Source organism: Buttiauxella agrestis ATCC 33320 (genome assembly GCF_000735355.1).
In the GTDB taxonomy this organism is placed as follows: domain Bacteria; phylum Pseudomonadota; class Gammaproteobacteria; order Enterobacterales; family Enterobacteriaceae; genus Buttiauxella; species Buttiauxella agrestis.
This window is the reverse complement of record NZ_JMPI01000071.1, coordinates 1-26,038: the sequence shown is the minus strand read 5'-3', so window position 1 is coordinate 26,038 and position 26,038 is coordinate 1. Positions and strand designations below refer to the sequence as shown.

21 protein-coding genes are annotated in these 26,038 nt (G+C 51.1%); 19 read left to right on the top strand and 2 right to left on the bottom strand.

All coding sequences use genetic code 11. The features are described 5' to 3' along the window. The first annotated feature begins 89 nt into the window (after positions 1 to 89). Genes dppB through dppF form a run of 4 tightly spaced genes read left to right on the top strand, consistent with a single transcriptional unit; the run spans position 90 to position 4,017 of the window. Entirely contained in the window at positions 90 to 1,109 is a 1,020-nt protein-coding gene (dppB, locus tag GBAG_RS20135; protein WP_034499688.1) for a dipeptide ABC transporter permease DppB, read from the top strand. Between the two features lie 9 nt (positions 1,110 to 1,118). Then, on the top strand, positions 1,119 to 2,021 hold the full coding sequence (gene dppC, locus GBAG_RS20130) for a dipeptide ABC transporter permease DppC (RefSeq protein WP_034499686.1): 903 nt from the start codon (positions 1,119 to 1,121) through the stop codon (positions 2,019 to 2,021). 11 nt (positions 2,022 to 2,032) lie between these two features. Next, positions 2,033 to 3,016: a dipeptide ABC transporter ATP-binding protein gene (dppD, locus tag GBAG_RS20125; RefSeq protein ID WP_034499682.1), complete on the top strand. Its 984-nt coding sequence runs from the start codon at positions 2,033 to 2,035 to the stop codon at positions 3,014 to 3,016. Then, positions 3,013 to 4,017 carry a dipeptide ABC transporter ATP-binding subunit DppF gene (dppF, locus tag GBAG_RS20120; RefSeq protein WP_034499679.1) on the top strand — a complete coding sequence of 335 codons (1,005 nt, stop codon included), beginning with the start codon at positions 3,013 to 3,015 and terminating at the stop codon, positions 4,015 to 4,017. The genes dppD and dppF overlap by 4 nt, the downstream gene beginning before the upstream one ends. 98 nt (positions 4,018 to 4,115) lie before the next feature. Here the strand turns inward: dppF and GBAG_RS20115 are convergent, their stop codons facing one another. Further along, complete coding sequence (locus tag GBAG_RS20115) at positions 4,116 to 4,988, bottom strand: DUF2971 domain-containing protein (protein WP_034499676.1); 873 nt, start codon at positions 4,986 to 4,988, stop codon at positions 4,116 to 4,118. Positions 4,989 to 5,052: 64 nt separating this feature from the next. After that, a complete protein-coding gene (locus GBAG_RS20110) occupies positions 5,053 to 5,244 on the bottom strand; it encodes a toxin-antitoxin system HicB family antitoxin (RefSeq protein WP_034499673.1) in 192 nt (63 codons plus the stop codon). A gap of 130 nt (positions 5,245 to 5,374) precedes the next feature. Between GBAG_RS20110 and GBAG_RS20105 the strand changes: the two genes are divergently transcribed. The 15 genes from GBAG_RS20105 to GBAG_RS20035 all read left to right on the top strand — a co-directional run bounded on the left by GBAG_RS20105 (position 5,375) and on the right by GBAG_RS20035 (position 25,993). After that, positions 5,375 to 5,884, top strand: coding sequence for a hypothetical protein (locus tag GBAG_RS20105; RefSeq protein WP_034499671.1), 510 nt, complete (start codon positions 5,375 to 5,377; stop codon positions 5,882 to 5,884). Between the two features lie 118 nt (positions 5,885 to 6,002). Further along, positions 6,003 to 6,746 carry a Fic family protein gene (locus tag GBAG_RS20100; protein ID WP_034499668.1) on the top strand — a complete coding sequence of 248 codons (744 nt, stop codon included), beginning with the start codon at positions 6,003 to 6,005 and terminating at the stop codon, positions 6,744 to 6,746. Between the two features lie 545 nt (positions 6,747 to 7,291). After that, complete coding sequence (gene bcsO, locus GBAG_RS21875) at positions 7,292 to 7,906, top strand: cellulose biosynthesis protein BcsO (protein ID WP_051873761.1); 615 nt, start codon at positions 7,292 to 7,294, stop codon at positions 7,904 to 7,906. Next, complete coding sequence (bcsQ, locus tag GBAG_RS20090) at positions 7,897 to 8,700, top strand: cellulose biosynthesis protein BcsQ (protein WP_034499666.1); 804 nt, start codon at positions 7,897 to 7,899, stop codon at positions 8,698 to 8,700. Before bcsO ends, bcsQ begins: the two co-directional genes overlap by 10 nt. Before the next feature lie 19 nt (positions 8,701 to 8,719). Beyond that, positions 8,720 to 10,840 (top strand): UDP-forming cellulose synthase catalytic subunit, encoded by a 2,121-nt coding sequence (gene bcsA / locus GBAG_RS20085; protein ID WP_051873760.1) that lies wholly within the window; start codon positions 8,720 to 8,722, stop codon positions 10,838 to 10,840. Then, positions 10,837 to 13,233: a cellulose biosynthesis cyclic di-GMP-binding regulatory protein BcsB gene (gene bcsB, locus GBAG_RS20080; protein WP_034499664.1), complete on the top strand. Its 2,397-nt coding sequence runs from the start codon at positions 10,837 to 10,839 to the stop codon at positions 13,231 to 13,233. The genes bcsA and bcsB overlap by 4 nt, the downstream gene beginning before the upstream one ends. 12 nt (positions 13,234 to 13,245) lie before the next feature. Continuing rightward, entirely contained in the window at positions 13,246 to 17,094 is a 3,849-nt protein-coding gene (locus GBAG_RS20075; protein WP_034499661.1) for a cellulose biosynthesis protein BcsC, read from the top strand. Between the two features lie 2 nt (positions 17,095 to 17,096). After that, positions 17,097 to 17,564: a cellulose biosynthesis protein BcsD gene (gene bcsD, locus GBAG_RS20070; protein ID WP_034499658.1), complete on the top strand. Its 468-nt coding sequence runs from the start codon at positions 17,097 to 17,099 to the stop codon at positions 17,562 to 17,564. A 9-nt stretch (positions 17,565 to 17,573) separates the two neighbouring features. Continuing rightward, positions 17,574 to 18,569, top strand: coding sequence for a family 8 glycosyl hydrolase (locus GBAG_RS20065; RefSeq protein ID WP_034499655.1), 996 nt, complete (start codon positions 17,574 to 17,576; stop codon positions 18,567 to 18,569). A 146-nt stretch (positions 18,570 to 18,715) separates the two neighbouring features. After that, entirely contained in the window at positions 18,716 to 19,195 is a 480-nt protein-coding gene (locus GBAG_RS20060; protein ID WP_034499652.1) for an Hcp family type VI secretion system effector, read from the top strand. Between the two features lie 95 nt (positions 19,196 to 19,290). Then, complete coding sequence (locus GBAG_RS20055; protein ID WP_072011223.1) at positions 19,291 to 20,052, top strand: DUF2778 domain-containing protein; 762 nt, start codon at positions 19,291 to 19,293, stop codon at positions 20,050 to 20,052. A 12-nt stretch (positions 20,053 to 20,064) separates the two neighbouring features. Continuing rightward, on the top strand, positions 20,065 to 20,649 hold the full coding sequence (locus tag GBAG_RS20050) for a hypothetical protein (RefSeq protein ID WP_034499650.1): 585 nt from the start codon (positions 20,065 to 20,067) through the stop codon (positions 20,647 to 20,649). Between the two features lie 197 nt (positions 20,650 to 20,846). After that, positions 20,847 to 22,841, top strand: coding sequence for a biofilm formation regulator HmsP (gene hmsP, locus GBAG_RS20045; protein ID WP_034499647.1), 1,995 nt, complete (start codon positions 20,847 to 20,849; stop codon positions 22,839 to 22,841). Between the two features lie 163 nt (positions 22,842 to 23,004). Continuing rightward, positions 23,005 to 24,291, top strand: coding sequence for a dicarboxylate/amino acid:cation symporter (locus GBAG_RS20040; protein WP_034499644.1), 1,287 nt, complete (start codon positions 23,005 to 23,007; stop codon positions 24,289 to 24,291). A 217-nt stretch (positions 24,292 to 24,508) separates the two neighbouring features. After that, positions 24,509 to 25,993, top strand: coding sequence for a M16 family metallopeptidase (locus GBAG_RS20035; protein WP_034499642.1), 1,485 nt, complete (start codon positions 24,509 to 24,511; stop codon positions 25,991 to 25,993). Positions 25,994 to 26,038: the final 45 nt, after the last annotated feature.

Below are 26,038 nucleotides of genomic sequence, written 5' to 3'. Positions count from 1 at the left end.
AGGGCCAGGGTGAGGGCGGTGTCTTTTGATATGTGAGCAATACAGACGAAGAGTCACCAGGCTCTTGGTCACTACAGAGAATACGGGTTATGTTGCAGTTCATCCTCCGACGTCTGGGATTAGTCATCCCCACGTTTATCGGTATTACCCTTCTTACCTTCGCTTTCGTACACATGATTCCCGGTGACCCGGTGATGATTATGGTGGGCGAGCGCGGTATCTCTCCTGAACGTCATGCTCAGTTGTTGGCCGAACTTGGCCTCGACAAGCCATTGTGGCAGCAATACCTCCATTACATTTGGGGTGTGATGCACGGCGACCTGGGCATTTCGTTAAAAAGTCGTCTCCCGGTCTGGGACGAGTTCGTGCCGCGCTTTAAAGCGACCATGGAACTTGGCGTTTGCGCGATGATGTTCGCCGTTGCCGTGGGCATTCCGGTTGGCGTTTTGGCTGCGGTTAAACGCGGTTCTGTGTTCGACCACACTGCGGTAGGCCTCGCGCTGACCGGCTACTCCATGCCTATTTTCTGGTGGGGTATGATGTTAATCATGCTGGTTTCCGTCTACTGGAACCTCACCCCCGTCTCCGGGCGTGTCAGCGATACGGTATTCCTCGACGACACCTTGCCGCTCACCGGCTTCATGCTGATAGACACTGCGATATGGGGCGAGCCGGGCGACTTCATTGATGCGATGGCGCACATGGTGCTGCCAGCCGTGGTGCTCGGCACGATTCCGTTGGCGGTTATCGTGCGTATGACCCGCTCGTCAATGCTCGAAGTGCTCGGCGAAGATTACATCCGTACCGCTCGCGCTAAGGGTTTGACCCGCATGCGCGTTATCGTGGTTCATGCTCTGCGCAACGCCATGCTGCCTGTCGTCACCGTTATCGGCCTGCAGGTCGGTACGTTGCTGGCGGGTGCGATTCTGACGGAAACCATCTTCTCCTGGCCGGGCCTTGGCCGCTGGTTGATTGATGCATTGCAACGTCGTGACTACCCGGTAGTACAGGGCGGCGTATTGTTGGTCGCGACGATGATTATCCTCGTGAACCTGATCGTCGACTTACTGTACGGCGTGGTGAACCCGCGTATACGCCATAAGAAATAAGGGGCCATCATGACGCAAGTAACTGAAAACAAAATGGTAGCGGCGCCAGTTCCAATGACGCCATTCCAGGAATTCTGGCACTACTTTAAACGTAACAAAGGGGCTGTCGTCGGCCTGGTGTATGTCACCGCCATGATTTTGATCGCTATTTTCGCTAACGTTCTCGCGCCGCACGGCCCGGCAGAACAGTTCCGTGATTCACTGCTGAACCCGCCAGTGTGGCAAGAAGGCGGAAGCTGGCAGTTTATCCTCGGCACTGATGACGTTGGCCGCGACATCATGGCTCGCCTGATGTATGGCGCACGTTTGTCGCTGCTGGTCGGCTGCCTTGTGGTGGTGCTGTCGCTGGTCATGGGCGTGATTCTCGGCCTGGTTGCGGGCTACTTCGGCGGCCTTATCGACAACATCATCATGCGTGTTGTCGATATCATGCTGGCCCTGCCAAGCCTGCTGTTAGCGCTGGTACTGGTAGCCATTTTTGGGCCGTCGATAGTCAACGCTTCGTTGGCGCTTACCTTCGTAGCACTTCCGCACTATGTGCGACTGACGCGCGGTGCGGTGCTGGTGGAAGTGCATCGTGATTATGTGACGGCCTCTCGCGTGGCGGGGGCAAGCCCGATGCGCCAGATGTTCATCAACATTCTGCCAAACTGTCTCGCACCGCTTATCGTGCAGGCTTCTCTTGGCTTCTCTAACGCCATTCTCGATATGGCCGCTCTCGGCTTCCTCGGCATGGGTGCACAACCGCCAACACCGGAATGGGGCACCATGCTCTCCGATGTGTTGCAGTTCGCCCAAAGTGCCTGGTGGGTTGTCACCTTCCCTGGTGTCGCCATCCTGCTGACGGTGCTGGCATTTAACCTGATGGGTGACGGGCTGCGTGACGCGCTCGATCCTAAACTCAAGCAGTAAAGGGCTACGTAATGGCGTTATTGAATGTAAATAAATTATCGGTGCATTTCGGCGACGAAAAGACACCGTTCCGTGCCGTAGACCGCGTGAGTTACAGCGTAAATCAGGGCGAAGTGGTCGGTATTGTGGGTGAATCTGGTTCCGGTAAATCCGTCAGCTCGCTGGCGATTATGGGGCTGATTGATTACCCAGGCCGCGTGATGGCGGAAAAACTGGAATTTAACGGCCAGGATCTGCAAAAGATTTCTGAGAAAGAGCGTCGTAACCTGGTCGGCGCCGAAGTGGCGATGATCTTCCAGGACCCGATGACCAGCCTCAACCCTTGCTACACCGTTGGTTTCCAGATTATGGAAGCCATCAAAGTGCACCAGGGCGGCAACAAAAGTACCCGTCGTCAGCGTGCTGTCGACCTGCTGAACCTGGTGGGCATTCCCGATGCGTCTTCGCGTCTGGACGTTTACCCGCACCAGCTTTCCGGCGGTATGAGCCAGCGCGTGATGATCGCAATGGCGATTGCCTGTCGTCCTAAGCTATTGATTGCCGACGAACCGACTACCGCGTTGGACGTGACCATCCAGGCGCAAATCATTGAGCTGTTACTGGAACTTCAGCAAAAAGAGAACATGGCGCTGATTCTTATCACCCATGACCTCGCGCTGGTGGCTGAAGCGGCGCACAAAATCATCGTGATGTACGCAGGCCAGGTAGTGGAAACGGGGGCTTCGCACGATATCTTCCGTGCGCCACGCCACCCGTACACCCAGGCGCTGTTGCGTGCGCTGCCTGAGTTTGCGCAGGATAAAGCCCGTCTGGCGTCGCTGCCGGGTGTGGTTCCGGGCAAATACGACCGCCCGAACGGCTGCCTGCTCAATCCACGCTGTCCGTATGCGACCGACAAATGCCGCACGGAAGAACCAGAACTGAACATGGTGGATAACGGGCGTCAGTCCAAATGCCACTATCCACTCGATGATGCCGGGAGGCCAACGCTATGAGTACCGAAAAGGCCACTGCGCAACCTCTGTTGCAGGCCATCGATCTGAAAAAACACTATCCGGTGAAGAAAGGCATTTTCGGTCAGGAACGCCTGGTGAAAGCGTTGGACGGCGTATCGTTTGAACTCGAACGTGGCAAAACGCTGGCGGTAGTGGGTGAATCTGGCTGTGGTAAATCCACGCTGGGCCGCCTGCTGACGATGATTGAAATCCCGACCGGCGGTGAGCTTTACTATCAGGGCCAGGATCTGCTCAAGCCTGACGAAACCGCCGAAAAGCTGCGTCGCCAGAAAATCCAGATCGTGTTCCAGAACCCGTACGGCTCCCTGAATCCGCGTAAAAAAGTGGGGCAAATTCTTGAAGAGCCGCTGCAAATCAACACCAGCCTGAGCAAAGCCGAGCGCCGTGAAAAAGCGCTGGCGATGATGGCGAAAGTTGGCCTGAAAACCGAGCATTACGATCGCTACCCGCATATGTTCTCCGGCGGCCAGCGCCAGCGTATTGCTATCGCCCGTGGCTTGATGCTCGACCCGGACGTGGTAATCGCCGATGAACCGGTATCCGCACTCGACGTTTCCGTGCGTGCGCAGGTTCTGAACCTGATGATGGATTTGCAGCAGGAAATGGGATTGTCGTACGTGTTTATCTCCCACGACCTGTCCGTGGTGGAACATATCGCCGACGAAGTGATGGTGATGTATCTGGGGCGCTGTGTAGAGAAAGGGACGAAAGATCAGATCTTCTCAAACCCGCGTCACCCGTACACGCAGGCGCTGTTATCTGCCACACCACGCCTGAATCCAGACGATCGCCGCGAGCGCATCAAACTCACCGGCGAGCTGCCAAGCCCGCTGAACCCACCTCCGGGCTGCGCGTTCAACGCCCGCTGCCGTCGCCGTTTCGGGCCGTGCACGCAGTTGCAACCGCAGCTTAAAGAGTACGGCGGCCAACTGGTGGCATGTTTCGCTGTTGATCAGGATGAGAACGGGGAAATTCGTTAATTGAGGACGCCCTCACCCTAACCCTCTCCCCCAGGAGAGGGAATCTACGGTTTTCCCCCTCTCCCGGGGGAGAGGGCCGGGGTGAGGGAAAATATTATTTAAATAGTTTCATCATTAATCCAGTTCCCAATTTCAATACTGAAACTTGATTTGTGAAATCTAACTCCATGTATTTTTGCATTGGGAAAGTTTTTATGAATAACATCCACCAATAATTTTTGTTGCTCCACAGGCATTCGATCACCAATATAAATTGCATCGATTGATTCTGGGGAGAATCTTACATAGCCTGGTTGGTTAGTTAAAAATCTAATTTCACATTCATAACCCCAGCTATCATGTTTAGTATGCAAAGCACCGGCAAATCCCTTTGTATCTCGTCCAAAGAAATCTAGAAAATCTACTTTATGCATTTTTTGTTCATATCGAACATAAGCATAATCAATGCTTTTCTCTCTATTTAACTCTTTGATTGATTTGTATAACTGTTTCCCATTGAATTTTATGCAAAAACCATTTAGTCCATCTGCGTAATGTGACCACATCAAGGAGTTTGCAACTTGACTTGTCTCATACCCAGGGATATCGCTTGATAAGCAATAGGTGGCTATTTTTAAGAATTCTTCTCTGTAACCATCTTCATAATCCTGTAATAAGTCTTCTACGAATTCTTTAAATTTTTCCGGGTCTGACTCATGTAAGCTTTCTACATATTCAATGGCATTATTTTCATTTAGTAACTCACCTGTATCAGTCTTTCTAGCATTTTGCTTTAACAGAATCTTTGCGAAAGGTTTATATACGCTTTTAAAATCATCATTTGTTTCTGGTCTTGTGGCACTGAAACATCCTTCAAAAGGATCATTTAAAGAAGAAATTGACGAGAACCAGACTTTTTTATTGGAAAGAGCGGATAATGAATTAATATTTATTGTGTGAAATTTATATAACCATGTAAATGGAACAGACATATTGATTCCTTAAGTCTAAGTCACTTGTTTCCATCGTATGCTAAGTTTGAAACCATACTTTTTCTTAGCCCTTCGGCTCTATCCCTTTCTTCTTAAGTTCTTCGCGTGCCAGATTCTTAAACCAGTTCGCCAGACTCATGCCTTGTTCTGCGGCTTCCACATCTAGTTGTTCACGTAATGCGGGAGCAATGCGCATTTTAAAATGTGGGGACTTGCCGACGCCTTTTGGTTTTTTATCACGGCTGATGATTGACATGGGGCCCCCCATTGAATATGTTAGTTGTCATGTGACACCTTCTATCATGGTGTTCCATAAAAAACAACGCCCCGGAGTGCGGTAACACTGCCGAGGCGTCTGACCACAACCGTTAAACGAGGTAACAGCTATGGCTAACGCCGATAGTAACACATTCGCTCGCCCTGAAATCGAGCCTGCCATCACCACATTGTTAAAAGCCCCGCTCGGCAATCACCTGGATCTATTCGAGATTCTTGATAGCTGCCAGTTCCATATCGACGCATTGATCGAAAACGACAACAACACCGAATGTATGGCGCTTTGTGGACGACTGCTTGCGGCGCTGGAGATGTTGAAAGTCACGCTTAACGCCCCGCTTCCGACACATTTAATTAAACGCCTGACAGTGGATGTCGCTACCGATGATAATTATCGTTGCCCACTTTCTACGGATTCGGAAACAATGCGCCAATATTGCGCGGCATTAACGATGCTTTTATTACAGCGCCAGCAATCCGCTGAACAAAAGCAGCAGGTAACGGGTTTATTGTTCGAGTTGGTTAACGTGTTGATTGAAGACCTCAAAACTCCGCGCTTTGTTCGGACGGATTCTGGACTGGTGATGATGAGCGGCGAGGCGGTGCCGGGGATCCATTAAGATTTCGTAGGGCGGATAATCTTGCGTCATCCGCCTTCTTCACACTCCCATGCTACATTTTTGTATCCCCAGCCCCGCTGATGTAGATTACAAGCCAAGAGACACACAGGAGTTCCCCTTGAGCACACAAAATTCCACTCCGCTTGGGTTTAGCTGGGATTCCAGCGTATTACCGCAGGTTAATCCGGGTACTATACGTCGGGCATTGGCTATTTATCTGCAACAGTTAACCTCATTCGTGTGGGACGCTGCAAAGCTGGAAAATAACCCGTTCACGTTTGTTGAAGTGCAAACACTTCTGGACGGTGTCACCGTCGGAGGACATAAGTTATCCGATGCCGAGCAGGTCACGAATCTTGCCGACAGCAGTAAAAAGTTGGTGGAATTAGTTAAGGCAGAACGCTTCGACCTGGATAAGCCAACAATCACTCTTTTGCATAGCATCGTTGCTCGTAATGAAGCACTTGAATGGGGAGTGTTTCGCGGCGAAGGCGAAGAGACGAGTTATTCTCCTTACGTTGCTTTAGGTGAGCAAGGCGAGCACCGCCCATTGCCGACGTTAACGGGTGCTCCTGAATTAAACCGTATCTATTCTGAAGGTGTGGAATTTATAAAGACATTGCCGCCATTTGAAGGAGCATTAACGATGTTTCTTTTCGGTGCATTACAGCAGTTCTTTTTTGACGGTAACAAACGCACCAGTCGCCATATGATGAACGGCTGGTTAATGAAGCATGGATATGATCCGATAAGCGTTCCAGCCGCGAGAGCTCAAGAGTTTAACGACAAAATGGTGAGCTTCTATGTCAGTAAAGACGCGACGGAAATGTTGGTATTCCTCAATAGTTGTCGTCGTACCTGATCGTTTTAAATTTAGTCGCGACCTGGGTGTTTGGCGGTCGCGACATTAGGAATAAAACTCTTCCTTGTACCCCAATATATTCACCACCTAAATACCAAAACAACTTTTTACTTTTCCAGTGTGCTATTTGCCACACAAACCCCAGGGAAATATAAACCTCAAATTTAATGTTAATTTTCCACGCGAAATATTCAACTTGGCCCAATTCTATTTATGTGTGTGAATTCACAAACAAAAGCTGCTACCTTTTAATGGTTAGTATTAAATAGCGCTTAATTACAAATCTAATCATCTTCATGCTTAGATGCGTATTGATAAGAAAAAAAGATGGAGAAAAGGCCGCTGCTGCCTATATATTGGCTTGAAATGCCATTGTTTTACCTGCAAAAACAATAATAAAAATAGTGATGATAACTCATCGCAATTAATAATGATTTATGAAGTCAATAGCCCATAATCATTATCCAAAAAACCTTTTTAATAGTATTGGTATAAGCTTTGAATAACTATCTCATCGAAACGTCTTATAAATCATGAGTGTCGCAATGAAAAATTATGATGATTTACAGCGATTCAAGGATAAGACCCGCACAGGTGCTATCGAATTCAAGGATATGTCGGCGCAAAACAAACACTCAGATACCAGCAATTGGGCCATCATCAAGCAGTTAATGAATACTGGAGATGACGACTCCGTGTTGTCTCATGCCGGAAGCATTGCGGTGCCAGCGCCACAGGCGGTGAAGGCGGATGAGTTTGATGCCAGCCATTTCAGGCCGTTAGTCGCTCAACCCATTTCGAGTACGGCGGCGCAAGGGTCTATTCTGGATAGTCTGCAAAGCGCATTGCCCGAAACTAAAACTGCGGCTTTGCAACCTGAGCAAACGCAGCACACCACCGCAACTCTGTTTGAACAATTGGCACCGGTCGCCGCAGCGCCAGAAGCAGCTGTCGAGCCGATTCCGCACTCTATTCCAGAACCCGTAAAAGAAACCGTGAAACCTGCCGTGGTATCCGCGCCGCAGGCCCCTGCACCGGTAACAACCGAACCCGTGCGTTTTGACAAACTGTTCGCAGCCAAAGGGAATACGGCGCGGAGTCATCCCGCCAAAGACTTACCGCTGCAACCGTTGCTGGAGATGATTGCGTCATGCCGCTAGTGTGTGTTTGCTCGCCAAAAGGCGGAGTAGGGAAAACCACGGTTACTGCCAATCTGGCGTATGCGCTCGCGCGTGCGGGTAGCAAGGTTTTAGCCATTGATTTTGATGTGCAAAATGCGCTGCGCCTGCACTTTGGCGTGCCGTTGTCTGATGGCCGGGGTTATGTCACAAAAGCGATTGAATCGGCAGACTGGAGCCAGTCAGTTTTAACCGCTGGCAGCAATATGTTTGTGTTGCCGTATGGCGATGTCACGGAAGATCAGCGTCTTGAGTTTGAGCATCTTCTGGCAACCGACAGCCACTTCCTGATGCGCGGATTAAGCACGTTGCTTAACTATCCAGGACTTGTGATTATCGCCGATTTCCCACCTGGGCCGAACCCGGCGCTGAAGGCCGTATCGCGCCTGGCTGATTTGCATCTGGTGACGATGCTGGCGGACACCGCTTCGCTTTCACTGTTGCCGCATATTGAAAACCATCGTTTGATTGGCGAGCCGTTAAATAATAAAGCGGGATATTATTTTGTTCTCAACCAAAGCGATAACCGCCGTCACATAAGCCGCGACGTCACCGCATTTATGCAGCAGCATCTTGGCGATCGTCTGCTTGGTGTTATTAACCGTGATGAAAGTGTGGCTGAAGCAAATGCTTCTCAGCAATCAATATTCGATTTCAGCCCTGCTTCTGCTGCGGCTTTTGATATTGAACTGATCAGTAAACGAGTTGCAGCGATTCTCGGCATAAAAATTGGTGATGGTGCGGTTCACACCGCCTTGAGAACGTCAAATTTCTGACAATTATCCAGGATGTCCTATGAAAAAGGTCCTGTTTTATTTACTGCTATTGGTATTAGCTCCAATAGCAGTCCTGATCATCATTACGCCTATGGACAGCCAGAAGCAGTATATCTTTGGCTTTATTAGCCTTGCGATTCTGTTTTTATTAGGCTTCAGCAAAAAGCACAGCGTCTCGATAATCATGATGCTGGTCTCGGTTTTGATGTCGACGCGTTATATTTATTTCCGTGCGACACAAACCCTGCACTTTAATTCTGAAATAGAAGCCATTCTGGGAATAGGGTTATTTTTAGCTGAACTTTATATCTGGGTCGTTTTATTACTGAGTTATCTGCAAACCGCTTTCCCATTAAAACGGGGAATTGTGCCGCTGCCGGATGATACTTCGACCTGGCCGACGGTGGACGTTTACGTCCCCAGTTATAACGAAAGCCTCGAAGTGGTGCGCGATACCGTGCTGGCTGCGCAATGTATCGATTACCCGCGCGACAAGATTAAAATCTACCTGCTCGATGATGGTAAACGACGCGAGTTTGCGGTGTTTGCCGCAGATGCGGGCGTGGGTTACATCACGCGTAACGATAACTCGCATGCTAAAGCCGGGAACCTCAACCACGCCATGAAACTCACTAAAGGTGAGCTGATCTGCGTGTTTGACTGCGACCACGTCGCCACGCGTATTTTCCTGCAAGCGACCGTCGGTGCGTTCCTGCAAGACCCGAAACTGGCGCTGTTGCAGACTCCGCACTATTTCTACTCGCCCGATCCGTTCGAGCGTAACTTATCCGGCGGGAAAAACATTCCCAACGAAGGCGCGTTATTCTACGGCCCGATTCAGCAGGGGAATGACAACTGGAACGCGACATTCTTCTGTGGTTCCTGCGCAGTGATTCGCCGTAGCGCACTCGAAGAAATCGGTGGTTTTGCAGTAGAAACCGTCACCGAAGATGCGCACACCGCGTTGAAAATGCAGCGCCTTGGCTGGAAATCCGCATTCTTGGATATCCCGCTGGCGGCGGGCCTGGCGACGGAGCGCCTGGTGCTGCACGTGATTCAGCGAACCCGCTGGGCGCGCGGCATGACGCAAATATTCCGCCTCGATAACCCGTTATTTGGCCGTGGCCTGAAATGGCAGCAGCGCCTGTGTTATCTCAACGCGATGCTCTATTTCCAGTTCGCCTTGCCGCGCGTGGCGTTTGTGACTGCACCGCTGGCCTATTTGCTGTTCAACCTGAACATCATCCACTCCTCGGCGAGTCTGATTTTTGCTTACGCGCTTCCGCATCTGATATTGAGCATTTACCTCAACTCACGCATGAACGGGCGCTATCGCTACAGTTTCTGGGGTGAGATTTACGACATGGTGATGGCATTCCACCTGGTTCTGCCGACGGCTGTCACAATGCTGTTCCCGAAACGCGGCAAATTCAACGTGACCGATAAAGGTGCGCTGTTGAACGTCGGATATTTCGATTTCAGCGTCGTGCGCCCGCATATGATTGTCGCGGTCTTACTGGCCGTCGCGGTGATCGCCGGGATAGTGCGTGCCTGTGCGCATGACTATTTCGGCGTTGACCCGAACGTTATCGCGCTCAACGTCGGCTGGGGTTTATACAGCCTAGTGTTCCTGCTGGCGGCGATTGCCGTCGCCCGTGAAACGCGTCAGACCCGTAAAACCATTCGTATTGATGTCGATATTCCGGTGGTGATCCACTACGCCAGCGGGATTTCATCGCGCAGCAATACGCTCGATTTGTCGATGGGCGGCTGCCGAATTGCGGTGCCGGACGATCGCCATCTCACCGATGAAATTGAAGAAATTGAGCTGCAACTGAAGTCCGGCTCCATCAGTATTCCGGTGCAAGTAATTGCCAACGACGAACAAGCGATTCGACTGCAATTTGAAGAGATCCCACTCGACCGTCGCCGTGAGCTGGTGCGCGTGGTTCTGGCTCGTGCTGATGCCTGGATTCACCCACCGAAGCCGCAGGATAACCCGTTCCGTTCCCTGCTTATCATCATCCGTTGTGTGTTTGACTTGTTCTGGCTGACCTGGAAATCACGTCGCGAAAACCGCCGTCTGCGCCAGGAAGAAGCGAAGCGTATGGAAAGTGCCAGTGAGGACAACGTGACATGAAACGGATGACCGTTAAAGTTTGCCAGTTATTGCTCGCGTTATGTGTTTTAAGCTCGCCCGTTATGGCAGAAGACACCGCGACGGTAGAGTCACAAATTCCGCTGGATTTACCGGCACCGGACGCCACATCTACTACGCCAGAAGCGACACCCGATTCTGTACCTGTGCCCCAAACGCCACCGATGCAAGATTCTGTTCCTGTTGCGGAGCCGACTCCGGCACCGTCGTCGCCATCGGTCTTCACGCCGGGCAACGTCAGCAGTATTACCGTGGCGCAAATGGGCCAGCCGCGCGGCATCATGCTCAGTGGCGGCCAGTTGCAAGCGGGGATCGACTTTACGTTGCCCGCAGATCAGGTCATCACCAACGCGCAATTGCTGCTGAATCTGAAAGTGTCTCCGGCGATGGCGGCACGCAACACCACATTGCAGCTGATGATGAACGGTCAGCCATTGGGGACGGTGCCGCTAGGTTCTGCGGACAGCGATGTCTCGAATTACCAGCTGGACATTCCGGCGGCAATGGTGGTGTCGAGCAACAATATCAGCTTTAAAATCAACGATGGCGATGCGTTACTGTGCCTGCGTGACCTGTCTGATAAATACCAGGTCACGATCATGCCGACCACGCGTCTGGATCTCGAAGGCCAGCAGTTGAATATCGGTGCGGATCTCAGCCATTTCCCGCGCCCATTCTTTGACTCAATGCAGATGACTCCAGCTTCTGTGGCGTTTGCTTTCCCGGCCAAAACGCTGCCTGAGCAGGTGAGTGCTGCGGCCCTGGTGGCGTCCTGGTTGGGGATCGAAGCGGATTACCGTGGGATTTCCTTTAACGCGCTGCACGACAAACTGCCCGAGAAAAACGGCATTTTGTTTGGTAAACCGGGCGACCAAATTGGTGGCCTGACTTTACCCGCAACGCAAAAACCGATGCTGCAAATCATCGATAACCCTGGCAACCCGGTTTATAAACTGCTGTTGGTGGTAGGGAATTCAGATCAGCAACTGCGCGCGGCGGCGTGGCGTTTAACTCACGGTAAATTTGACGGGCAAACCGCCAGCACCGCCGTTGAAAACCAGGTGATTCCGGTGAGCAAAGCGTATGACGCGCCGCGCTGGATTTCCACCGAACGCCCGGTGCGTTTAACTGAACTGATGCGCAAAGACCAAAGCCTGACCGCAACGGGGATCTGGCACGAGCCATTAAGCGTTGCCTTCCGCGCCGCGCCGGATTTGTTCTTGTGGGATGGCGACACAATCCCGATGAAAATCGGTTATCGCTTCCCAACGGAAAACTGGATAGACGAGGAGCGCTCATACCTTTCCATGACGTTCAACGGCACGTTCCTCAACAACCTGCCGGTGAACAAGCAGGGTGCGCTGGAAACGTTGTGGCGCAAAGTGGGCGGCGATGCACGTCAGGAACATTACAACCTCGCGCTGCAACCGTATCTGATTTACGGCGACAACCAATTGTCGCTGTACTTCAACATCCAGACCAAAGAAACCGCGCCGTGTAGCGTGCTGCTTAATAACAACATTAAGAGCCGTATCGACGATGATTCCTGGATTGATTTGAGCAAAACGCGCCACTTCTCGCTGCTGCCAAACCTCTCCTATTTCGTTGGTGCTTCGTTCCCGTTCTCCCGCTTTGCGGATTACTCACATACCGTTCTGCTGCTGCCTGAAAACCCAGGCGAGACTGAAATCAGCACCTTGCTGAATATGGCGGCTCGTTCGGGAAATGCGACCGGGGCATCGCTTAACAACAACGCGGTGATGTTTGGCCTGCCGACCGGCGGCGCAAACCTGCAACGCCTTGAAGAAAGCCATGTGCTGGCGGTTTCGACCATCAATCAGAATGCGTTCAACCGCACGTTACTGGCGCAATCGCCGTTTACCAGCAATGAGCATTCGTTTGGCGTTCGTGAACGTTCAATCTGGCAAAAAATTCAAAGCTGGATAGAAGGCGACTGGGGTTCGACGGGTATCGCCGCTGACCGTTATTTCTCATCTAACGAAGCGTGGCGCGGGTTTGTGAGTTTCCGCTCGCAGTGGAACCCCGATCGCGTAGTGGTGATGGCGATTGGCAGTACCGACGAACAACTCTCACGGCTTCAGACGGATCTCAGCTCGGCCAGAATCAACGCAAGCATTCGTGGCGATGCGGCGATCATTACCGATGAAAACGGTGTCCGCAGCTTCCGTGTCGGCCAGCAGTTCCCGAGCGGCCAAATGCCGTGGTACATGATGGTGGTTTGGTACGCCAACCAGCACTCCGCCTTCCTGGCCATTTTAGGTTTGTTGTTCGCTACGGTAATCGGCCTGAGCTTGTATGCTTTACTGAAAAAACGCGCACGTAAACGTCTTAATCCTCAGGATGATGGTAAGTAAAGGTGGTGCTCAATGACTTATAAAAATAAAACTGCCCGGCACCTGTTAACTCTGTGCTTCTTTGGCGGCCTGACGTTTAGCGCACAGGCTGCGGATAATAATCCGGCGTTAAAAGCGTTGTTTGACCAGGCTAACTACTGGCATGAAAAGTCACACGACGAGCTGGCGAAAGAAGCGCTGCAAAAGGTGTTGATGGTTGACGCCAACAACACCCAGGCGATGTACCTGATGGCGTTGTGGTCGCAGCAGGCCGGAGATATCAAAGGTGCCACACAGTGGCGCGAACGCCTGGCGTCCGTTTCGCCACAAGACAACAATTTGCAGGCGTTAGATAACGCGAAACAAATTCAGCAAATCCCTCGCGGGCAGTTGGATTTGGCTCGCCAGCAAGCACGCAGCGGCAACGTTCCCGCCGCCCTTGCGACCTGGCGTAATTTGTTTAACGGCGACCAACCGCCGCCAAGCCTTGCGCCGGAATATTATCTGACGATGGCGGGCGATAAATCGCTCTATCCGCAGGCGGTGGCAGGTCTACGCCAGTTCACCGCCCAAAACCCGCAGGATAACGGCGGGCGCATCGCGCTGGGTAAAGTGCTGACTTACCAGGAAGGGACGCGCCGTGAAGGCATGGACATCCTGCAAAATATGGCCAGTGGCAGCCAGGATGCGGACAAAGCGCTGCGCCAGGCGTTGTTGTGGCTTGGCCCAACGGCGAGCGACGAGCCGTATTATCAAACCTTCCTGCAACGCCACCCGAAAGATACGGCGGTGCAAGATCACTACCGTAAAAACATCGGCGGTGCGGCCAAAGGCGAAGGCTTTACCGCGCTTAACAGCGGGAATACCGATGCGGCGAAAAGCCAGTTCGAACAAGTGCTGCAATCCAACCCGCAAGACGCCGACGCGTTGGCGGGCATGGGTTATATCGCGCAACGTAAAGGCGATTACACCGCTGCCGCAGAATATTTAAATCGTGCGGCGAACCTCGGCGGTGAACAGTCCGGCGAGCGCAAACAGCAGGCCGATGACGCCGAGTTTTACGGGCAACTGGCGAGCGCACAGGCCGCGTTTAAACAAGGCAATATCAGCCAGGCGCTGGCACTCAGCGCGCCGCTGGCGCAACAAAGCGGTGAGCGCGGGACATCAGCGAAATTATTCCGCGCCGATGTTCAACGCCACAATAAAGATTACGCCGCTGCCGAGCAGACGCTGCGCAGTGTGCTGACCGATCAGCCCAATAACGGCCCGGCTCGTGAAAACCTCTATTACGTGTTGCGCGAGCAGAATAAAACCGCCGAAGCGCAGGCGATGTTACAAACGTTGCCTGCCAGTTTGCAGGCAAAATTGCAGCCGCGAGTTTCTGGCGGCAACCCAGCCGATCCGGTGCGTCGCCAGGCACAACAGGCCGTCGCAAATGGCAATCCACAACAGGCCATCGCGATTTTGCAGCAGGGTGTTTCGCGTTATCCATCTGACCCGTGGCTGCGCCTCGACTTAGCGCGTCAGCTACAGAAACAGGGGAATAGTGCGGAGGCGAGCAATGTGATGTCGCCGTCGTTCCGTCCAAATGCCAGCAATACCGAACTGTATGCCGGTGCGCTGTTTGCCAGCGAAAACAACGCCTGGCAGCAAGCGCAGACGCTGCTTTCGCGTATTCCGGCCTCCGGCCAGAACAGCGATATGCGCTCGCTTGCGTCACGGGTGAACTACAACCTGCAAATGTCGGTCGCCGAACGCTATCTGGCGCAGGGCGATACGGTTGCTGCGGCGAATACCTTAAAAGCACTGGCTACGCGTCCGCCACAAAGCCCGGCTGATGCCGGTAAACTGGCCAAAATGCTCGCGCAATCAGGTGATGTCACTACCGCTGTGGCAATTGTGCGCGGCAATATGAGCCGTGGCGTGCAGGGCAATGCCGGTGATTATGGCGACCAGATTGCGGTGCTAAACCAGGCGGGCCTCGGGCGTGAAGCGCAGGCATTTCTGGCCAGCCCGGAATTGCAGTCGCGCAGCACGCCGACGCAACTGGCGAGTATTCGCAACGGTTATGTCATCAACGAAGCCGATCAGCTACGCACGCAGGGCAACTATGCGGCGGCGTACGACAAACTGATTCGTGCGATGCAAAACGATCCGCAAAACACCGACCTGATGTTTGCCATGGCGCGTTTGTATCAGTCCGGCAAAATGAACAAAGAAGCGGGTCTGGTTTACGACTATTTGATGACGCGCGACACGCCGCAACAAGATGCGCGTACGGGAGCAATTGACGTCGCGCTGGCGAATAAAGATGTCGATAAAGCGAAGCAGTTGGCTGCGGGTTTACGTAATGACGAATCCCCGGATCGCCTGCTGCTGCTGGCTCGCGTGGCGGAAGCCGATGGCAATCACCAACAGGCGATGAGCTATTTACGCACCGCCCGTGGCAAATTGGTGGGCCTGCAAGGGGTTGAAAGCGGTACGGCGCCAACGCTGGGCGGCCTGGCGCTGGCAGATAATCCGTTCACCCCGAAAACGTCCGTTGCTCCGCAAGCTACCGCATCTAACTCGCTGTATGGCGAAGCGATGCCGTGGCAGGTCGCACAGCTGGCGCGTAATCCGCAAACCGCACCTGTGGGCACAACGCGTACCGACTTGCCGGTTGAAACGGCACAGGCGGGCACGTTGCGCCAGGTTGATAACATGATGGAACAGCTCACCGAGAAAACTTCTACCTGGGCGCGTGGAGCGGTGTCGGTGCGTGGGCGTGATGGCGAAAGTGGCCTGAGCAAACTCACTGAAATTAAAGCACCGTTACAGTGGTCAACCGTGCCGTTTGGCGACTCGCGATTAGATTTGAACGTGACACCCATCAGCTTGAACGCCGGGAGTTCGTCAAACGAGTCCAGCCGCCGCTTTGGTACGGGTGCTCTGATTCAGGGGCAAGTGGGCGAGGAGTTGTATAACGCTTCCACCACCACACCGCCAGAGCTGCCAAATATCGACAAGATAATCGTGCCGTCTCAGGGTTCGCAAAGTGCGGCGGGTGTCGAAGTGGGCATGGCGTTAACTGGCGAGCAGTACAAGCTGGATATCGGTTCTACGCCGCTGAGTCAGGATTTGAATACCGTGGTCGGTGGCGTGCAATGGTCGCCGCAGCTGACTGATTACCTGAAATTAATTTTGACCGGCGAACGCCGGGCGGTGGTCGATAGCCTGCTTTCTTATGTGGGTGTCGAAGACAAATACAGCGGCAAAAAATGGGGCCAGGTCACCAAAAACGGCGGTAGCGCACAGTTGAGCTACGACGATGGTGACGCCGGTTTTTATGCCGGTGTTGGCCTGTATAACTACCGTGGCGAAAATGTCCCGAGTAACGACAACTTCACGGGTAACGCAGGCGTTTATATTCGCCCGTACCATGCTGATGACCGCGAACTGAAAACCGGTATCAGTATGACTTACATGGATTACTCGAAAAACCTCAGCTTCTTCAGTTACGGGCAAGGCGGCTATTTCAGCCCGCAGGATTACATCAGCGTCTCCTTCCCGGTGGATTATTCGCAGAAGTTTGATAACTGGACGATGTCTGTCGGCGCGTCGCTGGGCTACCAGTCGTATAGCCAGGACGAAAGCCCGTACTTCCCGACCGATTCAGCAATGCAGTCGCAGCTGGAAAACTACGTGGCTAACGGCTTTGCTAAAGAGGCGTGGTACAGCGGCAGCAGCGAAAACGGCATGGGCTACAACCTTCGCGCCGCAGCCGATTACAAAGTGAATAAAGACATGACGATTGGTGGCCAGGTTGGATATGACACCTTTGGTGATTACAACGAAAGTACCGCGCAACTCTACTTCCGTTACCTGCTGGGGAATAATTAAGCATGAATGACGCGCAGCTTTTGAAATACTTTCAGAGTCAGCAAACGCAACCGGGCTGGTTCTCTCTGCTCCACATCATGATTGAAAGCATGGTGGCGAATGCGGGTGAAGAGGAAAGCCGCCAGTTTCTGGTGCAAATGGGCGACACCTTAGCCGGGCGTTTCCCATTACCTGTCGCAAGAACTGTGGGCGAACTCGAAACACAGATAAATGGCAGGCTCGCCATTTTCAACTGGGGCTATATTGATATTGAGGCCAGCGAAACGGCGATGCTTATTCGCCATATGGCTTTACCTGTCCCTGGCGAAGAAGCGCAGCAGGCTTCCTGGAACAACGCTTTTAGCGCGGTTCTGGAAGGCGTGTACGCCCGTTGGATTCGCGATCAGGGCGGTAAACCGCACGTATCGCTGTGGCGTGAGTCTTCACCGTCGACAACAGTGGTACACTTCAGATATCAAATTAGTCGATGAGGTGCTTCGATGTGGCAGCGATACAAAACGCTGATAGTGGCAATATTCGCTTTGATCTTCAGCCATCACGCGCTGGCTGATGGCGCATGGGATAGCTATAAATCGCGATTTTTAATGCCGGACGGTCGCATCGTCGATACCGGCAATAAAAGCGTCAGTCACACCGAAGGCCAGGGTTTCGCCATGATGATGGCGGTGCTAAACGATGACCGTGACAGTTTCGATAAGATATGGGGCTGGACGCGTACGACCCTGAAAAACCCGGAAAATGGTTTGTTCTACTGGCGCTATAACCCTGTTGAAGCACAACCTATTACCGATAAAAATAACGCCACCGATGGCGATACGTTTATTGCATGGGCGCTGCTAAAAGCCGGGGAAAAGTGGAGCGACAAAGATTATCTCAATGAATCTGATGCCATCACCAAGGCGTTGGTTGCCCATAATGTGATTCGTTTTGCGGGCTACCAGGTGATGCTGCCCGGAGCCAAGGGCTTTAATCTCAACAGTTACGTAAACCTCAACCCTTCCTATTTCATCTTCCCGGCGTGGCAGGATTTTGCTAATCGTAGTCATTTAATGGTGTGGCGAGATTTGATCAACGACGGGCAGAAGCTGCTCGGGAAAATGCAGTTTGGCAATCCGCAGCTTCCCTCTGACTGGGTTTCTTTATATTCCGATGGGCGAACCGTCCCGGCAAAACAGTGGCCGGCTCGTTTTAGCTACGACGCGATTCGCGTCCCGCTTTATGTGTACTGGTTTAACCACAATAGCCCGCAATTACAGGTTTATAAAACCTGGTGGGGGCGTTTCGCGCGTGATAAAACCCCAGCCTGGGTGAATGTCACCACCGGTGATCCGGCGCCTTATATGATGGACGGTGGCTTGCTGGCGGTACGCGATTTAGTGCTGCAACCCGCAAGTGCCGCGCAACCGCAAATCACCGCGCAAGAAGATTATTATTCTGCGAGTTTGAAGATGCTGGTGGGGTTGTCGACGAAGTGAGTTGATGGTTGGTGTCAGCCCCTCACCGCTATATTCGTGGGTGCGGGGCTTAAGATTGATATTCGATCCGAAATCAGAATTGTTATGCTCTTCTCTTTGTGTGTAAATCCTTTATGCCTGTTCATTATTAATAAAGGATATTACTCATGGCGAATTTAACATATTTAACACTTATCGGACAAAAGCAAGGAAAGATCTCTGCGGGTTGTATGTCGCTGGACTCTGTGGGAAATAAAGCACAAATTTCCCATCTGGATCAGATTCTTATTTATGAATTAACTCACGCCATTTCCCGCGATCAAAATGCCTGTCACCACCCGGTTATAATCACCAAACCTATTGATAAATCTTCACCTTTACTTGGCAAGGCTATTTCTGAGAACGAGATTTTGACATGCGATTTCGACGTCTATTTGATAAATAAATTTGGTATTAATGAACTGTTCTACAAAATAAAGCTAACTCAAGCCCGAATGACCGATATTCATATTACACTACCCAATAATTTAAGTGACCCTAACGGACAACCGAATGAGGTAATATCACTTTCCTATGAAACCATAACATGGGAACATTGCACCGCAGGAACCAGTGCATATAGTTTGTGGAGTGATCGAGTCTATTAAATATCATTAAAATGAATATTTCAAATTGTAGTCATAAGTTATTTTTATAAATGCAATTTCACGGCAAGGTAAGTTGTCATCATTGAGAGGATGCAATGCTACATTTTGTAATGGACTATGCAAAAAGAGATGTGAAGAGTAAGAGACTAAAACTCAATTGTGGTCGGCTAGGCCAGTTCGATGTATTAAGCGGTCAGGAACCTTATACTAATATCCCAGAATGTTCATTTAAAAGCGGGGCTGCTATCCCTCCGGGTAAATACTGGATCGTTGATCGGCCAGTAGGGAGTTTGAAGAATAGGGCAAGAGCGACATTTATTGATTTGTGGAAAAATACATTTATAAGTGGTGAAACGCCCTATCATCAAGACTGGTTTGGTTTATTCAGTGACAAAACAATGAGTAATGAACTCCCTGTTTATAATAAAATAAGAAGTGCTTTTTGCCTGCATCCATTAAATGCTGATGGAAGTGGAGTATCTGAGGGGTGTATTACTTTTTATAGTGTACCTGATTTTTTATTTGTCAGAAGAGCACTGTTACACCAGAAGAAAACTAAAGTGTTTGCAGTTGGTCAAAAATTAGAAGTTTATGGTGACATTCATGTCATAAATAATCCGACTATCCATGATGACTATAAAAATGGAAATTTACCCGATCCACATAATTTTTTCACAGAGTCTTTAGGTCTTGATGATTATAATAATTTATTGCAAGGAGGCAAAGTGAGCAATCCATTGTTACGAGAGAATGCCTGCTATGGGCAGGCTGCAGATGATTTTCGGACATTTAGAGAACAACATAATAAATCTGAGTCAGATCTAAGAACGGGTGTTTCCATTACCATTATAAAATAGAGCGTAGTCTTGATGAAAATTATTATAAAACCTCCTTTTTTGTTTTTTGGCTTGACGACTTCTATGCTGAGTGTTCTTTCTACAGTTTTTTATTTTAGTGACTTGACTCTATGGGTGTGTACTAAATGGAAACAACAAGCTGATATATTCGATAGGGTCTGCGATTTTTTCCAACTCGGTGTTGCATGTTATTTTTTATATGGTTTTTTGTTCATGCCAGTTTTTTATATTATTATAAATAATATAGCGAATAAGTTTCTTAATGCTAATGAAAAGAAAGAATCTAAAATTAAGCGTTTGTTTGTGCGGTCGTGTTATTACACATTTGTTTATATTATTAGCGTCAGTATAATGTCTTTAGCACTTATGATCCTTATGTGTTTATTACCTCTGGACCTTATGTTTGATGATTTATATCATACCATGAAGAAGGAATACGGTTGGTATAGTGGTGGAGCATATGATTTTAATCCTCTATTCGCTGATTTCTTAATATTTGTGCATACCATTTTACCTCTTTCTATTTGTCATGCCATTTCAAAGACCCTGAGGGAAACCCTTTCTGGAGATCCTTCACCTGAAAATGAGCAGGAATAGAAACGTGTTGTCAGGGTTTTCAACGATTGTCGTTACGATGAAGGATGAGGTTTCCCCATGCCTCTTACTCACCAGAGAATCTTGCTTACAGAATTCCCCTATTCGGCCGCCACAACATCTAAAACCCACCACAATGCAGTATACTCAGCCTGCACAACAATATGTCTATCAGAGCACAGTCATTGCGGAGAGTGAGTTTGCGAGTCAGTCGTTCGTTAACGATTAAACAGATGGCAATGGTGTCAGCCGTTTCCGTGCTGTTTATTTTCATTTTTATCGTGGTTCAGCTTTTCCACTTTGTACAGCAAAGCCGCTACGATACAGCCAGCCAGATGGAGAAAATCGCCCATTCGGTGCGTATTCCGCTGTCTGCTGCGATCCTGAAAGCGGATATTCCACAGGCTGAATCCATCCTGAATCAAATTCAACCGTCCGGCATTATCAGCCGGGCAGACGTGGTATTGCCGAACCAGTTCCAGGCATTACGCCAGAGCTTTGCGCCTGAGCGCCCAATTCCGATGTGGATTGCTCGCCTGTTTGAGCTGCCGGTTCAAATTTCGTTGCCGTTGTATTCCCTGGAGCGCCCGGCAAATCCGCAGCCGCTGGCTTACCTTGTGCTGCAAGCGGATTCCTGGCGGATGTACAAATTCATCATCAGCACCATTTCAACGTTGCTGACGACTTATCTCTTGTTGGCGCTGATTTTGTCGGTTGCTATTAGCTGGTCTATTAACCGTTTGATCGTGCATCCGATACGAAATATTGCCCGTGAGATAGACAACCTTAGCCCGCACGATGCGGCGAGCCATCAACTCAAATTACCCGCGCTGCATCACGATGATGAAATCGGCATGCTGGTGCGCAGCTATAACCGTAATCAGCAAATGACGCTGCGTTTGCATGATGAAATGAGCGCCATGAGCACGCGTCATGTGGTTTCAGAGCTGCCCAATAAAGCGCTGTTGCTGGCGTTGCTCGAACAGCTTACGGCGGATGATAAAAAAAGTGCGCTGATTGTGATTGCCAGCGAAACCTTGCAGGACGCCGCCGGCGTGCTCAACGAAGAGCAACGAGAAATGCTGTTGCTGACGCTGGTCGAAAAAATCAAAAGCGTGCTACCACCAAATATGGTGCTGGCGCAACTTAGCGGCAACGACTTCGGGATTATCGCGCATGGCGTGCAAGATGCCTGGGCCGCCATGGCGCTGGCAAAGCAAATTCTCGCAGTGCTTAACGAAAAATTACCGATTCAGTCAATCTCACTTAAACCGACGGCGAGCATTGGTATTGCGATGTATCTCGGTGGTTTGACGGCAGAGCAGCTTTATCGTCGTGCGGTATCGGCCGCATTTTCAGCGCGTCGCCACGGTAAAAATCAGATTCAATTCTTTGACCCGGAACAGATGGAAATCGCGCAGCGCCATTTGACGCAGGAGCACGATTTACTGACCGCATTAGACAACCAGCAATTTGCGATTTGGCTCCAACCCCAGGTCAATATGCGTACCCGCGAAGTGGTGAGTGCAGAAGTTTTACTGCGCATGCAGCAGCCGGATGGTAGCTGGGCGCTGCCAGAGGGTTTGATTGCGCGTATTGAAGATTGCGGGTTGATGTTCACGATTGGCAACTGGGTGCTTGAAGAGTCTTGCCGCGTGCTGGCGGGCTGGCAAAGTCAGGGCATCACCATGCCGCTGTGTGTGAACATCTCGGCGCACCAATTGCTGCATGAAGAAATGGGGTCGTCGCTACTGGAGTTACTGGTGCGTTACCGCATTCAGCCAGGCATGTTGATCCTTGAAGTCACTGAAAGCCATCGTATTGATGACCCGAAAAAAGCGATCAGTGTTTTGCGCCCGCTGCGTAAAGCCGGGGTCAGAATTGCGCTGGATGATTTTGGCATGGGTTACGCAAGCCTGCGCCATTTGCATCATCTGAAAGCGCTGCCGGTCGATGTCCTGAAGCTCGACAAGAGCTTTGTTGACGGCCTGCCCGACGACAACGCAATGGCGGGTGTGATTATCGGTATGGCGAAAACGCTGGGCCTGAAACTGGTGGCTGAAGGGATTGAGAACCAGGCGCAATGCGACTGGTTATTAAGCGAAGGCGTGACGCTGGCGCAGGGATATTTATTCTCCAGAGCGCTGACACTTAAAGAATTTGATGCGCGATATTTATCGACCACTCAGCAGTAAAACATTTGTTGCAAATGTTATTAAGCTGGCGCGAGTCAGTTCAATAATTTAACAATTTTGTTTACAAATTAGCGCTGTATCACTTTTGGGTGTTTTTGTGGGTGTTATTTTTGGTGCCGCAGATCGAAAGGTTTGCGGAATCTTCACCTCTCAAGGACACCCTATGAAACTCTCTCTTTTCAAAAGCCTCTACTTTCAGGTTCTGACGGCAATCGCTATCGGTATCTTGCTGGGACATTATTACCCAGAGTTAGGCGCGCAGATGAAACCCCTCGGCGATGCGTTCGTTAAACTGATTAAAATGATTATCGCCCCGGTTATCTTCTGCACAGTTGTGACGGGCATCGCGGGCATGGAAAGCATGAAAGCCGTGGGCCGCACCGGTGCGGTGGCACTGCTTTACTTTGAAGTTGTCAGCACCATTGCGCTTATCATCGGCCTGATTGTGGTTAACGTCGTTCAGCCTGGTGCGGGGATGAACGTTGACCCGGCAACGCTTGATGCTAAAGCGGTGGCGATTTATGCCGAACAGGCGCAACAACAGGGCGTGGTCGCATTCTTGCTCGATGTGATTCCGGGCAGCGTAATTGGCGCATTTGCCAGCGGCAACATTCTGCAAGTGCTGCTGTTCGCAGTTTTGTTTGGTTTTGCACTGCACCGCTTGGGCCACAAAGGCCAGCTGATTTTCAACGTTATCGAAAGCTTCTCGCAGGTCATTTTCGGCATCATCAATATGATCATGCGCCTCGCGCCAATTGGTGCTTTCGGTGCCATGGCGTTTACCATCGGCAAGTACGGTGTCGGCTCGCTGGTTCAGCTCGGCCAGTTAATCATCTGCTTCTACATCACCTGTATTTTGTTTGTCGTGCTGGTGCTGGGTTCTATCGCGAAGGTGACGGGTTTCAGCATCTTCAAATTCATTCGCTACATCAAAGAAGAACTGCTGATTGTGCTGGGCACTTCTTCTTCTGAGTCCGCACTGCCAAGAATGCTCGATAAAATGGAAAAGTTGGGCTGCCGCAAATCGGTGGTCGGACTGGTGATCCCGACGGGTTATTCGTTCAACCTCGATGGCACCTCCATTTACCTGACGATGGCGGCGGTGTTTATCGCGCAGGCCACCAACAGCCATATGGATATCTTCCATCAAATCACGTTGCTGGTGGTGTTGCTGCTCTCCTCTAAAGGGGCGGCGGGCGTAACCGGAAGCGGCTTCATCGTGTTGGCAGCGACTATCTCGGCGGTGGGGCATTTACCGGTTGCAGGGCTTGCGCTGATTCTCGGTATCGACCGCTTTATGTCTGAAGCACGTGCGCTGACCAGCCTGGTCGGTAATGGCGTGGCGACTGTCGTTGTGGCGAAATGGGTGAAGCAGTTGGATGAAAAACAGCTGACCGAAACCCTGAATAATCCACATTCCGCGAAAAAAGTGAGCGAAGTCTCTTCTTAATCCCTTCCAATTGCCCACAGCGACTTGCCCTTGCTGTGGGCTACTGCGCATAATTGACCCTTGTGCCATTTTCTTTGGCGTTTTTTTCATTTTTAAAGTGACGTTTTCGCGAAGTTGCGGTCAAACGGAGTGGTGATACGTCGCCTGTGGTGGCTATATTGCGTAATGCTATGTCGCCATTACACTTTTTAATCAGGATTGTTTTCCAGGGGTTAACATGCAGGGCACCAAAATTCGACTCTTAGCTGGCGGATTGCTGTTGGTCGCCGCCGCCAGTAATGTGCAGGCAGAAGCACTTCAGCCCGATCCAGCCTGGCAGCAAGGTACGCTTGCCAATGGTTTTCAATGGCAAGTCCTGGCCACACCTCAGCGCCCGAGCGATCGCATTGAAATTCGTCTGATGGTGAATACTGGCTCATTGACAGAGACCAACCAGCAGAGCGGCTACAGCCACTTTTTACCACGTCTGGCGCTGACCCAAAGCGGCAGCTTGCAGCCTTTACAGGCGCGTTCTTTATGGCAGCAAAGTGTGGACCCGAAGCGTCCACTGCCACCGGTTATTGTCTCCTATGACTACACGCTGTTTAATCTCAGCCTGCCAAATAACCGCAATGATTTACTCAAAGAAGCCCTGACTTATCTTTCCGACAGCAGCGGCAAAATGGCGATTACCCCAGAAACGGTAAACGTTGGGCTGCAAACTCAGGATATGGTCGCCACCTGGCCGATGGACACCAAAGACAACTGGTGGCGCTATCGTCTGCAAGGCTCCACGCTGTTGGGCCATGACCCGGCAGAGGATCTCAAGCAGCCTGTCGATAGCGAGCAGCTGAAAGCGTTCTACCAGAAATGGTACACCCCAGATGCGATGACGCTGATTGTGGTAGGTAACGTCGACAGCCGCAGCGTTGCCGATCAAATCAATAAAACGTTTGGCACCTTAACCGGTAAACGTGAAACGCCTGCACCGGTCGCGACACTTTCTCCGCTGAAACGGACTCCCGTCAGTTTAATGACTGACAGCGTGCGTCAGGACCGGCTTTCGCTGACGTGGGATAACGCCTGGACGCCGATTCGTGAATCTTCCGCGCTGCTGCGTTACTGGCGTGCCGATCTCGCGCGTGAGGCGCTGTTCTGGCATGTGCAGCAAAATCTCAGCAAGCAGAATATCCAGGATTTAAATCTCAGCTTCGATTGCCGCGTGCTGTATCAGCGTGCGCAATGCGGCATCAACCTGGAATCGCCAAATACCAAACTGGACGCGAATCTGGCGACGGTTGGGAAAGAGTTAGTGAGCGTGCGTGATAAAGGGCTGTCGCAAGAAGAGTTCGATGCTTTGATTACCCGGAAAAAGGCCGAGCTGGCTGGGCTGTTCGCCACGTACGCGCGGACTGATACCGATGTGCTAATTGGCCAGCGTTTGCGTTCGTTGCAAAACCAGGTGGTAGATATTGCGCCGGAACAGTACCAGAAGCTGCGCCAGGACTTCCTCAACAGCTTGACTCTGAGCGGGTTGAATCAGGATTTGCGCCAGCAATTATCGCAAGAAATGGCGTTAGTGTTGCTGCAACCGAAAGGTGAGCCTGAGTACAACATGAAGGATCTGCAAGCGACGTGGGATAAAGTGATGGTTCCGTCTAAGGCGCTTCCGTTAACGGATGAACCTAAGCAGGACGTGTCGGATATTCCGCCAGCGCAATAACATTTGCCCTCACCCTAACCCTCTCCCACAGGAGAGGGAATTGCT

Coding starts and splice junctions, on each gene's coding strand:
- dppB (WP_034499688.1), top strand. CDS start 90: ATGTTGCAGTTCATCCTCCGACGTCTGGGATTAGTCATCCCCACGTTT.
- dppC (WP_034499686.1), top strand. CDS start 1,119: ATGACGCAAGTAACTGAAAACAAAATGGTAGCGGCGCCAGTTCCAATG.
- dppD (WP_034499682.1), top strand. CDS start 2,033: ATGGCGTTATTGAATGTAAATAAATTATCGGTGCATTTCGGCGACGAA.
- dppF (WP_034499679.1), top strand. CDS start 3,013: ATGAGTACCGAAAAGGCCACTGCGCAACCTCTGTTGCAGGCCATCGAT.
- GBAG_RS20115 (WP_034499676.1), bottom strand. CDS start 4,988: ATGTCTGTTCCATTTACATGGTTATATAAATTTCACACAATAAATATT.
- GBAG_RS20110 (WP_034499673.1), bottom strand. CDS start 5,244: ATGTCAATCATCAGCCGTGATAAAAAACCAAAAGGCGTCGGCAAGTCC.
- GBAG_RS20105 (WP_034499671.1), top strand. CDS start 5,375: ATGGCTAACGCCGATAGTAACACATTCGCTCGCCCTGAAATCGAGCCT.
- bcsO (WP_051873761.1), top strand. CDS start 7,292: ATGAAAAATTATGATGATTTACAGCGATTCAAGGATAAGACCCGCACA.
- bcsQ (WP_034499666.1), top strand. CDS start 7,897: ATGCCGCTAGTGTGTGTTTGCTCGCCAAAAGGCGGAGTAGGGAAAACC.
- bcsA (WP_051873760.1), top strand. CDS start 8,720: ATGAAAAAGGTCCTGTTTTATTTACTGCTATTGGTATTAGCTCCAATA.
- bcsB (WP_034499664.1), top strand. CDS start 10,837: ATGAAACGGATGACCGTTAAAGTTTGCCAGTTATTGCTCGCGTTATGT.
- GBAG_RS20075 (WP_034499661.1), top strand. CDS start 13,246: ATGACTTATAAAAATAAAACTGCCCGGCACCTGTTAACTCTGTGCTTC.
- bcsD (WP_034499658.1), top strand. CDS start 17,097: ATGAATGACGCGCAGCTTTTGAAATACTTTCAGAGTCAGCAAACGCAA.
- GBAG_RS20065 (WP_034499655.1), top strand. CDS start 17,574: ATGTGGCAGCGATACAAAACGCTGATAGTGGCAATATTCGCTTTGATC.
- GBAG_RS20060 (WP_034499652.1), top strand. CDS start 18,716: ATGGCGAATTTAACATATTTAACACTTATCGGACAAAAGCAAGGAAAG.
- GBAG_RS20055 (WP_072011223.1), top strand. CDS start 19,291: ATGCTACATTTTGTAATGGACTATGCAAAAAGAGATGTGAAGAGTAAG.
- GBAG_RS20050 (WP_034499650.1), top strand. CDS start 20,065: ATGAAAATTATTATAAAACCTCCTTTTTTGTTTTTTGGCTTGACGACT.
- GBAG_RS20040 (WP_034499644.1), top strand. CDS start 23,005: ATGAAACTCTCTCTTTTCAAAAGCCTCTACTTTCAGGTTCTGACGGCA.
- GBAG_RS20035 (WP_034499642.1), top strand. CDS start 24,509: ATGCAGGGCACCAAAATTCGACTCTTAGCTGGCGGATTGCTGTTGGTC.